The organism is Streptomyces sp. NPDC002536 (genome assembly GCF_053594995.1).
This window is the reverse complement of sequence record NZ_JBSFWU010000073.1, coordinates 29,116-40,313: the sequence shown is the minus strand read 5'-3', so window position 1 is coordinate 40,313 and position 11,198 is coordinate 29,116. Positions and strand designations below refer to the sequence as shown.

The 11,198-nt window shown below is 70.2% G+C and carries 8 protein-coding genes; 3 read left to right on the top strand and 5 right to left on the bottom strand.

The window, feature by feature from the left end:
- Positions 1-176: 176 nt before the first annotated feature.
- From ACWD4B_RS24340 to ACWD4B_RS24330, 3 genes are read right to left on the bottom strand one after another with little or no spacing between them, the layout of a single operon-like run.
- Entirely contained in the window at positions 177-1,727 is a 1,551-nt protein-coding gene (locus ACWD4B_RS24340) for a trypsin-like serine protease (RefSeq protein WP_451422733.1), read from the bottom strand.
- Between the two features lie 12 nt (positions 1,728-1,739).
- Positions 1,740-3,332 (bottom strand): S1 family peptidase, encoded by a 1,593-nt coding sequence (locus ACWD4B_RS24335; protein ID WP_451422732.1) that lies wholly within the window; start codon positions 3,330-3,332, stop codon positions 1,740-1,742.
- Between the two features lie 51 nt (positions 3,333-3,383).
- A complete protein-coding gene (locus ACWD4B_RS24330) occupies positions 3,384-3,872 on the bottom strand; it encodes a hypothetical protein (protein WP_336414642.1) in 489 nt (162 codons plus the stop codon).
- Between the two features lie 423 nt (positions 3,873-4,295).
- Between ACWD4B_RS24330 and ACWD4B_RS24325 the strand changes: the two genes are divergently transcribed.
- Both ACWD4B_RS24325 and ACWD4B_RS24320 read left to right on the top strand, forming a co-directional pair.
- Positions 4,296-7,661 carry an ALF repeat-containing protein gene (locus ACWD4B_RS24325; protein ID WP_451422731.1) on the top strand — a complete coding sequence of 1,122 codons (3,366 nt, stop codon included), beginning with the start codon at positions 4,296-4,298 and terminating at the stop codon, positions 7,659-7,661.
- A gap of 245 nt (positions 7,662-7,906) precedes the next feature.
- Positions 7,907-8,134 (top strand): hypothetical protein, encoded by a 228-nt coding sequence (locus ACWD4B_RS24320; RefSeq protein WP_451422730.1) that lies wholly within the window; start codon positions 7,907-7,909, stop codon positions 8,132-8,134.
- A gap of 279 nt (positions 8,135-8,413) precedes the next feature.
- Here ACWD4B_RS24320 and ACWD4B_RS24315 read toward each other — a convergent pair whose 3' ends face one another.
- Both ACWD4B_RS24315 and ACWD4B_RS24310 read right to left on the bottom strand, forming a co-directional pair.
- On the bottom strand, positions 8,414-8,689 hold the full coding sequence (locus ACWD4B_RS24315; RefSeq protein ID WP_451422734.1) for an FG-GAP repeat domain-containing protein: 276 nt from the start codon (positions 8,687-8,689) through the stop codon (positions 8,414-8,416).
- Between the two features lie 82 nt (positions 8,690-8,771).
- A complete protein-coding gene (locus ACWD4B_RS24310; protein ID WP_451422729.1) occupies positions 8,772-9,206 on the bottom strand; it encodes a hypothetical protein in 435 nt (144 codons plus the stop codon).
- A gap of 705 nt (positions 9,207-9,911) precedes the next feature.
- Here ACWD4B_RS24310 and ACWD4B_RS24305 point away from each other — a divergent pair.
- The gene (locus ACWD4B_RS24305) at positions 9,912-11,195 is read left to right on the top strand and encodes a multidrug effflux MFS transporter (RefSeq protein ID WP_451422728.1); all 1,284 of its coding nucleotides are present in this window, start codon (positions 9,912-9,914) and stop codon (positions 11,193-11,195) included.
- Positions 11,196-11,198: the final 3 nt, after the last annotated feature.

The window sequence follows — 11,198 nt, the reverse complement described above, 5'->3', positions numbered from 1 at the left end:
CGCCGAAGCACGGCGCCCCGTCAGGGGCGCGGGGAACTGCGCGACCAGCCCCCACGGCCCGAGGTCGAAGAACTGCCCCTGGATCAGCGGACGAGCACGACAACTCGTATACGACAAGCGGCCCCCGCCCCGAGAGGTGAATCCGAGGGGCGGAGGCCGCAGACCGTGTGCCGGTGTCAGGAGCTCGTCGGCCACGCCGCGCGGGAGTCGCCCAGGTGCCCCTTGCCGTCGCCGGGGTACCAGCGCAGGTCGCCGCGGCCCCAGCGGGCGAAGATGTCGCCCTTGCCGTCACCGTCGAAGTCGCCGCCGAGGGCGAACTGCATGGTGTCCCAGGTGTTGTCGTTCCACATGCGACCGGCCTTGTCGAACGAGCCCTTGGCGTTGCCCGTGTACAGGTCCATGCTGCCGGCCGAGGAGACGGCGGCGATGTCGTCCTTGCCGTCGCCGTTGAAGTCGCCGGTCGCGAGCAGACGCTTGGTCCACGTCTTGTCGCCCCACATCTCCTGCCGCTGGCCGGTCAGCAGACCGTCGGGGCCGGTCGGGTAGGCGAACAGCGAGCCGTCGTCCCACTGGGCGATCAGACCGTCGCGCGTCCAGCCCGGTGCGCGGAAGCGGGCGACGGCCGTCATCTTGCCCCAGGAGGTGTCGCGCCAGGCGTTCTGCCCGGTGGCGAGCTTGCCGCTGTCGGTGCCGCGGTACAGCTTCAGCATGCCGTCGGGGCCGATGGCCATGATGTCGGTCGTGCCGTCGCCGTTGAAGTCACCGGCGATGATCTGCTTCTTGCCGTCCCAGGACTTGTCGCCCCACAGCTCGCGACCGTACTGGAGGACGCCGTCGGGACCCGTGTAGAAGGCGACCAGCGAGCCGTCCTTCAGCACGGCGGCGACGTCGGAGCGGCCGCTTCCGCTGAACTTGCCGGTGGTGACGACGTTGGTGACCTCGCCCGACCGGCCCGTCAGCCGGAGCTGCTGGATCCAGGTGTTGACGTCGTCGACGCGGGTGCCGGTGGCGCCGGTCCGCTTCTCGGAGTCGTCCGATCCCCAGCAACCACCCTGCCATGAGGCGGTGTTGACGGCCGCCAGCTCGAACGCGCCGTTCTTCTCACGGAAGAGGGGCGCGCCGGTGTCGCCCTTGCACAGGCTCGCGTCGGACGGGGCCTTGCCGTCGATGCCGACGCCGGTGGCCGAGACCGAGCTGACACCGAAGGCGGCGGTGTGCAGGAGGTCGGGCACCCACTCGTCCTTGGTGCGGCCGTAGCCGGCCGCGCGCAGTTCCTCGCCCTGCTGGGGCGAGGTGGTGCCGACGGTGACGGGGGCGACGTTGGTGACGCGGTTGGCGAGGCGGACCATCACGAGGTCGCGGTCGCCGCGCGGGGCGAGGTCGATCGCGTCCATCTGCGTGCCGCCGTTGCCCGAGAGGTCGGTGCGGCCGATGGTGACGGTGGTCTTGAGCTTCGGCGCGCCGGCCTGGATGTGGTAGCTCTGCGCCGGGTCGTCGGCGAAGCAGCTCGCGGCGGTGAGCACCCACTGCTGGTCGACGAGCGCGCCGGTGCAGCTGCGCTGGCTGCTGCCGCTGCCGATGTCGAGCTTGGCGGTGAAGGCGTACTGGCCGTCCTTGGCCGGGTCACCGACGACGGCGTGGGCCGGGGCGGCGGTGAGGAGACCGGCGGCAACGGCCGTGGAGACGAGGGTGGTTGCCCACGCGGTGCGGGATGTCTTGTTGCTCATGAGTGCTTGCTCCTAGCCGACGAGCTGGACTTCGCCGTGCGTGCCGCTTGCGTCCACGCCCGGGTAGTAGCTGAGGTTGCCGTCGTTCCAGCGGATGAGGATGTCGTTGGGACGGCCGTTGCCGTCCGTGAAGTTGCCGACCGTGATCTGTGCGGCGCTGCCCCAGGCCGAGTGCTCGGGACGGAGCTGGGTGCGGCCGTGGTAGCCGGAGGTGTCGACGCCGGGGAGGATCTGGGTCTGGGCGTCGTTCCAGCGGATCATCAGGTCGGCGGTCTTCTTGCCGGTGAACTCGCCCGCGTTCATCTGAACGGCGTTGAACCAGCCGTCCTGCACCAGCTGTGTCTCCTTCGCGACGCCGTTCTTGCCGGTGTCGGAGTACATCGACGTCGAGCCGTTGTCCCACAGGACGACCAGGTCGTCCCGCAGGTTGTTCGTGCCGAAGCGGCCGGCGGTGATCAGACGGGCGCGCTGCCAATCGTCGGAGTAGGCGAGGGTCTTCTCGTCGTGGAAGCCCTTCTCGTCGACGTGCGTGTACGTCGAGAGCTTGCCGCTGGCCCAGCGGACGGTGAGCCCCTCGGAGCCGTCCTGGGTGAACTTGCCGCCGGTGACGGCGCGGGCGTCCTTCCAGTAGCTGCCGGCGCCGGCGAGCTTGTACTCCGCGGTGAACGGGTACTTCGGGTCGCTGCCGTCGGAGCCCTGGTAGAGGGAGGCCGAGCCGTCCTTCCAGACGACGAAGAGGTCCATGCGGCGCTTGCTGTCGGCCGCGCCCTTGCCGGTGAAGTAACCGGAGGCCAGGTAGGAGGCGTTCTTCCAGTCGGCGCGGGAGAGCAGGGTGCGGACGTACGTCTGCTGGATCCAGTCCGCGATGTCGTCGACGCGGGTGCCGGTGGCGCCGGTCCGCTTCTCGGAGTCGTCCGAACCCCAGCAGCCGCCCTGCCAGGAGGCGGTGTTGACGGCGGCGAGCTCGAAGGCGCCGTTCTTCTCGCGGAAGACCGGGGCGCCGTCGTCGCCCGTGCAGGTCGTGGCCTCGGCGGGCTTGCCCGCGAGGTCGACGGTGGTGGCCGAGGCCGCACCGGCGGTGAAGGCGGCGGAGTGCAGGCGGGTCGGGACCCACTCGTCCTTGGTGCGGCCGTAGCCGGCGGCGCGCAGCTCCTCGCCCTGCTGGGGTGCGGAGTTGCCGACGGAGACGGGCGCGATGTCGGCGACCGGCTTGGCGAGCCGGACCATGACGAGGTCGCGGTCCCCGCGGGGGACGAGCTCGACGGCGTCGACGGTGGTGCCGGTCTCCGTGGTCAGGTCGGTGCGGCCGACGGTGACGGTGGTCTTCGTCTTCGGCGCACCGGCGGGGATGCGGTAGCCCTGCGACGGGTCGTCGGAGAAGCAGCCGGCGGCGGTGAGCACCCACTGGCTCTCCACCAGCGCGCCGGTACAGCTGCGCTTGCTGCTGCCGGTGCCGATGTCGAGCTTGGCGGTGAAGGTGTACTGGCCGTCCTTGGCCTCGTCGCCGACGACGGCGTTGGCCGGGGTGCCGGTCATGACACCGGCGGTGACGGAAGCGGCGACGAGGCCTGCCGTCCACGCGGCGCGTGAGCGTCTGGCTGACATGGTTTTCTGTTCCTTGCTGGAGTCGTGGAGAAAAAGTGCCGTCGTTTTCGGCTACTTCTTGGCGACGATCTCCAGCAGGGTGAACTGACGGCGCTGCGGGTCGACGGGCTCGCCGACGCCGGTCCACTTGTTCTTGTCGACCGGGAAGGACTTCGTCTCGGTGTCCGTCTGCATGTTGACGTTCACGGTGTAGTCATTGCCCACCACCCCGTAGACCTGGGGGAGTTCCAGGCTGAGGTAGCCGGTCCTGCCCGTGATCCGGAAGCAGAACGTGCCGTGGCCGACCGGGTCCCGGTCCTGCATGCCTCGTGCATGGACCTCGATGAGACCGGGCTGGCTGCCGCACGTGGCCAGCACGATGTGGCCGTCGCCGGTCTTCAGCTTGATGCCGCGCTCCTGGAAGATCTTCTCTGCCTGCGGGTACTGGAAGTCCTCCACGCCGGAGGGCGGTGCGTCCGCGGCGAAGGCCGCGGCCGGTCCGGTCAGCACGGCGGCGGTCGCGACGGCACCGGCAGCGAGCATGCGGGAAGTCAACTTCACGGTTTTTCAGATCCCTTGCGTAAACAGTGCGACAGGACATCGCATGGAAAGCGATAAGAAATCGCGCGGCACGAAATGTGCACGCTTGCCTGTCCGGCAAGGCACCGGGATGGCTGGTCGGACCCCCCGAGTATCCGTTGCTGGCCTGATGGCGCGTCTGAATGCCCCCCTGCGCTCGGACCGGCGAACCCATTGATATCACTTGGACGGGGTTGCCCAGAAGCGGGGTTGAAGCGCCGTCACCTCCTGCTGTGCGTGTTCTTGGCCACTCTGACAGGGGTCTGGCGCAAAGATGCGCCTTGTGATCTTTGCTGTGCGATCATGCACAGCGCTGCGGCAACTGCCGCCGAACGCCGGGTCTTTGGGGGATCTGTGGGGGACTCTTTGCGGATTCTTTGTGGACCCGTGAAGTTTTGAGGGGAAATGATCAACGACACGGCGATATCGAGCGCGCCGCGTGCGCGCCTCGTACGCAAGAGACTTGCGGCATTCGCGGCCCTGACCATGGCTGCGACGGTCCTCGGTACGACGGTGGCGCAGGCGGCTCCGGCCGACCCTGCCGGGCCTCCGCTTCCGGACAACGCGCGGGCCCAGGCGGTCCAGGCGTGGCAGCTCGGCGGAACGGCGGCCAAGGACGCTGCCGCCAAGGCGCTGACGGGCTCCGCCGACGACCTCCGCACCTTCCTGCAGCAGGGCCTCGACCGGGCCACTGCCGAGGACGAACGTTCCGCCGTCCTGAAGATGCTCTCCTCCGGGGGTGCCGGATTCCGTGCAGCCGCGGCGAAGGCGCTGGACGGATCGGACGCGGATATCCACGCGTTCGTCAAGGACGGCTACAAGAACCCGACGGACGATGACCGCCGGGTCGCCGTCCTGTCGGTGCTGAACGATGCCGGGCCCGGCGTGCGCGCCGCAGCGCAGAAGGCGCTCGACGACGGATCCGAGGACGCGCTGAACGCCTTCCTCCAGACGGGCCGTCAGCAGGCGCAGGAGGAGGACGACCGGGTCCAGGTCCTGGCGATCCTGCACGCCGGCGGCCCGGAGGTGCAGAAGCTCGCCCAGCGCGCGCTGGACGGATCGGCCCAGGACCTCCGGGACTTCCTGGAGACCGGCCAGTACCTGGCGCGTTCCCGGGACCAGGAGACGCTCACCGTCTCCCAGCTCGCCGGTGTGGCCACGGAGGCGGGCAAGCGGGCCAAGCGGGAGACCGACGCCGCCAAGGAGGCCGGTGCGCGCGCCGACGAGGCCGCGACCAAGGCCAAGGAGGCTGCGCAGAAGGCGGCCAAGGAGGCCGCAGCCGCCAAGGACGACCTCCAGCGCACCGGTGAGGCCGCCAACCGCGCCGCCGCGGCGGCGGAGGGCGCGGCCGAGGCGGCACGGACGGCGATCGAGGCGTCCAACACGGCGGTCTCCGCGGCCCACACGGCTGCCGCTGCCGCCCAGGCCGCAGCAGCCGCAGCGGCTGCTGCCGGTGAGGCCGCCGCACGTGCCTACAACTCCGCCTCCGCGGCCGCGGGCGACGCGAGCCAGGCGTCGGCTGCCCGCAAGGCCGCCGAAGCGGCGCGCGACGCCGCCAAGAACGCCGAGAACGCCGGGGCGGCCGCCAACGACGCCGCTGTGGCGAGCCAGAATGCCACCGAGGCCGGCCTGTCCGCCGCAAGTGCCGCCCGGAATGCCGCTGCTGCGGCCAGTGCCTCCGCGGACGCCAGCGCTTCCGCGGGCGAGGCCACCGCGCAGTCGCGCCGGGCCCGGGAAGCCGCCGACGTCGCCAACGACGCGGCCGCCGTGGCCACCGAGGCGGCGCAGCGTGCCCAGTCGCTCTCCAGCGCGGCCGCCGCGGCTGCGCACGACGCACACGACGCCGCCATGAGCGCCGCGACCCACGCCAGGAATGCCGCCAAGGCCGCCGACGAGGCCGCCGACCAGGCCGGCAAGGCCAAGGACTGGGCGAACAAGGCCACCGAGCACGCCAACAACGCGATGGATGCCGCCAAGGTGGCTTCCGCCGCGGTGGCGCAGGCGCAGAAGGTCGAGAAGCTCGCCCGCGACAGCGAGAAGGCCAAGCTCGACGCCGATACGAAGCGCGGTATCGACGAGGCCAAGCAGCTCGTGAAGGCCGACAAGGACGGCCACGACGCGCTGTCCAAGGCCCAGAACCAGGTGTCCGTCACCGACGAGGCGACCAAGCAGCTCATCGACAAGGCTTCCGCGCCCGGGACCGACGACCGGACCGTCGCCGACCTCGGCCGCAAGGCGGCAGTCAACCTGCTGGGCAGCACGGGCAGCTGGACCCGCGCGGCGGCCGGCGCCGCCCTCGCCGGCTCCGACGTCGACGTCGTCTCCTGGGTCAGGACGGACTACAAGCAGGCCGTGCAGCAGGACGACCGTGAGAAGGTGCTCGCCCTCGCCAAGGTCGGCGGCCCCGCACTGGCCGATGCAGCCACCAAGACGCTGCAGAGCAACGACCCGGGCGCGGCGGAGAAGTTCCTCACCGAAGGCGTCTACAACGTCCAGGCCGAGGACTACCGCGTCCAGATCCTCTCGCTCATGAACAGCGGGGGCAAGGCCGTCAAGGACGCCGGCAACGCCGCCCTGAGCGACGGCAGCGTCAAGGCCCTGTACACCTTCCTGAGCACCGGATACCGCCAGGCCCAGGGCGAGGACGACCAGGTCCAGGCGCTCGAGCTCGGCCACGACGGCGGTGCCAACGTGCAGGCCGCCGCCCAGGTCGCGCTCAACGGCCCCGCCTGGATGCAGCACGACTTCGTCACGCGCGTCCGGTTCAAGGCGGCGCAGCTGGACGCGGACACGGCCAGTCACGTCCAGGCGGTGGAGTCGATGATCGCCGCTGCCGCCCGTACCGCGGCGACGGCGACCCAGAACGCGTACCTGGCCTCCCAGGTGGCGGCCAAGGCCCACAACAGGGCGACGGAGGCCGGGCAGTGGGCCGACAAGGCCCGTACGTCGGCCAAGGAGGCCGGCGACTACGCCAGCCAGGCGCAGACGAAGGCCCGCGACGCCGACGCCTCGGCGGCATCAGCGGCGGACTCCGCCAAGCAGGCCAAGGCCGCTGCGGCCACCGCCCAGCAGGCCAGCCGCCAGGCCAACTACTCGGCCGAGCAGGCCTACGCCTCCGCCGACGAGGCCGTGACCTCGGCAGCGAACGCGCAGGCCTCGGCCGACAGCGCCGCGCAGTCGGCCCGGGCGGCGCACCAGGACGACGTGGCGGCCCACACTGCCGCCAGTGAGGCCAAGACCATCGCGGCGCAGAAGCGTCAGGCCGAAGAGGCGGCGAAGGCTGCCGAGTTGGCGCGCAAGGCCCACGAGAACGCGGACAAGGGCACCAAGCCGTCCGACGACCCCAAGTACGACAAGCCCCCGTCCGGGTGTGTGAAGGATGACACCCACAAGTGCGACGGCAAGGACTGGGCGCGCGCCGACGCTCAGTGGCTGAACCGCGCGAGCACTGTTACCGGTACGGCGGCAGCGATTTCGGCCGCCATCCCCGGCGCGGACGCCGTTGTCACGCCCATTCTGGGTGTGTCGTCCATGGTTGCCGGCGGAATCAGCGCCGGGCTGTCCTGGTACGCCGACGGTTTCGGCAGTGACGGAATGATCAGCGCGGTCACCGGTATGGCGCTCGGCAAGATCGGAAATATCGGCAGCGGGGCGATCTGGGCGGGCGCCCGAGTCCTCGAGGACGGCAGAGAGGTGATCTCGGGGATCGAAAGGACGGCCCATGTGATGCACCAGGCCATCTCCCCCATTGTGGGGCTCTTCACTTGGTAGCCTGGCAGGGTTGCCGGGTCAGCAGACAATAGGCTGTGGGGTCCGCGATGCGGGCCCCACAGAGTCAGGGAAGATTGATGCCACAACCTCCGTCCATTCCGTTGAACGCCTGGTGCGTCATCGCTGTCGCGGCAACGGCACTTTTTCTGCTGTTCTTCCTTCCGCTCATGCCGAATCGCCGGTACCGAATGCGGATATGTCTGGCGCCTTTGATCGGGGTCGGGATCATCGCCCTGAGCGCTCTCGTGAAGAACTTCAGCACCGAAGTGGCGCTTTCGCTGTACACCGCGGCGATCGTGGGATTCCCGCTGGGTTGCCTGGGGCGCCGGAAGGAGCTGAGGGAGAAGACCCTGGACATGGCGGAGCACGGCCAGAGCTCGAAGAACGCCTGGTCCAAGGGGCTGCAGCAGCAACTGGTCACGGTGATCATCGTGGTGGCCCTGGTCGGGTCGTGGCTCTCGATGGCCTCGTGATTCCCCACCCGCACACGGCGAAGCCCTCCGGTTCCCCGAGGAACCGGAGGGCTTCGTTATGTTCCGGACTCACCACCCGTCCGTCAGCCGGAATGGACGGCTGAAGTCGGCGTCTCCTCTGTTCACCCATTCATTCAGCACACCCGACGCATTGCTCCGCGCGACGAGATGTGCCGTGCGGCCGCCGTAGAACGCACCGGCGGTCGTCTCCGAGAAGTCCCAGTCCCCCGTGAGCAGTTGCCTGGTGCCGAACGTGCCGTCGCCGTTCCCGGGCCACAGCTACAGGTTGTTGTCACCGCCCCTGGCGATGAGGCCCGCCCTACCGTCCCCCGTGAAGTCCGCCGCCGCGGTCTGCGTGAAGTTCCAGTCACCGGTGAGGAGTCGGGGCCTTTCGAAGGTTCCGTCACCGCTGCCTTTCCACAGGTACAGCTCGCCCTGGGAGTTGCGGGCGACGAGGTCGGCGACGCCGTCCCCGGTGAAGTCGGCCGCCGCGGTCTGCGAGAAGTTCGGGGTGAAGGGCGCCGGGGCGGGGGAGCCGGTGGCCGCGTCCGCCAGGGCCTGGCAGCCGTTGTCGTTGAAGTGCAGGTGGTCCTTGGGGTCGAAGTAGGCTCCGAACAGCCGCTGTTCGTCCAGTGGATCACGCGTGGCCCGGTCGAAGTCGAGGTACGCGTCGACGTCGCGCGTGGTGCGGATGCAGGTGTTGACCTCCTGCCGGACCGTCTCCCGCTCCGCGGTGAAGTACGGGGAGCCCTTGAACGGCGGGATCGTGGCCGCCGTCCGTCTGGGAGTCGCCGATGGCGACGACGGTTCCGCCGCTGCCGCTCGCCGTCACGTTGAGGCCGCCGAGGAAGGCCCAGTGCCGGAACTTCGTGGGAAAGCCCCCGGCACCCGTCTCCTCCGTACGGTCCGCGGTGTCACCGTCCGCCGATATGAAGGACGTGGTCAGGGCGTACTCGTGGAACGGCACCGAGCGGACGGGGTCGGGGAGATGGATGCTCACGAGCAGGCTCTCGCTGGCATCGACCGGGAACGCGGCCGGGTCGCTGGAGACGCTCTCCCCGGGCTCGATCACGGTCCGCTTGCTGCCGCCGAAGGTCAGGGTGAGCGGTACGGCCCGGGCCGCGCCGCCACTCGCCTGGCGGGCGATGTTGCTGAAGGTGTTGACCAGGTCAACTTCTCGGCCGTGAACGGCCGGGCTTGCAAGTAGGGCACCGCTGGCGGCGGTGATGCCTCCTGCATCTTGACCGCCCTGGCCCGGGCGGTCGGGACGCGTGACTCACGCCCCGCATGCCGGGAATCGCACCCGGCAGGTCTCGCATGCTCAGGTGTTGCAGGAAACCGGGTCCACCGGCCATGGCCGGGCTTGTGCCTTCGCAACTCGCAGGCGGGGCAGCCATCCTGCCAGATACTGCGCCGCTCCGCGGCGCATGGTGCGGGATGCGATTCCTCCCGGGGCCGAACCCCTGGGGTTCCTCGCAAGATCATGCTGAATGCGCGCGGCGCTGCCGCCGACGCCGGTGTGCACGACCATGCGGAGGGTCTGCCGACCGGTGATCCCGGTCTCATCGGCCGACGCCGCCGCCATCGCGGTGCCCCAGGTGCGGGTCCACTGCGCGGGACCGTCGGCGGCGTGTGCGGGGTGGCTCAGGGGAGTCGTCGCGCTTGCTGCACAAGCCATGGCTATGGCGGCGGCCAGGCGGAAGAGTCTGCGCACTGCGTCTCCTTGTGATGGTTCTGTGCAGGCGTGATCCTTTCACCGCCAGGCATCATGGATCCCATGCCCACGGACGCCCCCACCACCCCCGACACCCGCCGCCCCCGCATACCCACCCCCACTTCCGCCCCCGCCCCCGCGAGTCTCGTCGTCACGCTCGTGCTCGGTGCGCTCACCGCCCTGCCGCCGTTGTCCATGGACATGTACCTCCCGGCCCTGCCGGAGGTCACCGGGGCCCTGCACAGTCCCGCCGCCACCGTGCAACTCACGCTCACCGCCTGCCTCATGGGGATGGCGCTCGGGCAGCTCGTCGTCGGGCCCATGAGCGACAAGTGGGGGCGGCGGCGGCCGTTGCTCGCCGGGATGGTGGTCTATGTGATCGCCACGGCCGCATGTGCGCTCGCGCCCGGGGCCGGGGTGCTCATCGGGTGCCGGCTCGTGCAGGGGCTGGCCGGTGCCGCCGGGATCGTCATCGCGCGGGCCGTCGTGCGTGATCTCTACGACGGCGTGGCCATGGCCCGGTTCTTCTCCACCCTGATGCTGATCTCCGGCGTGGCCCCCGTCGTCGCGCCCCTCATCGGCGGCCAGGTGCTGCGGCTGACGGACTGGCGCGGGGTGTTCGTCGTCCTCACGGTGGTCGGCGCGCTGCTCTGCCTCGTCGTCTGGCGTGGGATCCCGGAGACGCTGCCGCCGGAGCGGCGGCACGACGGCGGTGTGGTGCAGGCCCTGCAGACCATGCGCGGGCTGCTCGCCGACCGCGTGTTCACCGGGTACGTGCTCGCGGGCGGGTTCAGCTTCGCCGCGCTCTTTGCTTACATCTCGGCCTCGCCGTTCGTGATCCAGGACATCTACCACGCCTCGCCGCAGACCTTCAGTCTGCTCTTCGGCCTCAACTCCGTCGGGCTCGTCCTCGTCGGCCAGATCAACGGCAAGTTCCTGGCTGGCCGGGTCAGCCTCGACGTCGTCCTCGGCATCGGTCTCGCCGTGGTCGCCCTCGCCGCGGTCGCGCTGGTGCTCATGACCTCGGGGGTGTTCGGCCGGCCGGGGCTCGTGCCCGTCGCCGCCGGGCTGTTCGTCCTGATGTCCGCGATGGGGCTCGCCATGCCCAACACCAGCGCCCAGGCGCTGATGCGTTCCCGCAACGCCGCGGGCTCCGCCTCGGCCCTGCTCGGCACCTCCACCTTCCTGCTCGGCGCGGTCGCCTCGCCGCTGGTCGGCATGGCGGGCGAGCACACGGCCGTGCCGATGGCCGTGGTGCAGCTGGGCTGCGCGCTGGCGGCCGTCGTCTGTTTCGTGGGCCTGTGCCGTCCCTGGCACCGCAAGGACGCAGCCGGGGACGCCGCATAGAAT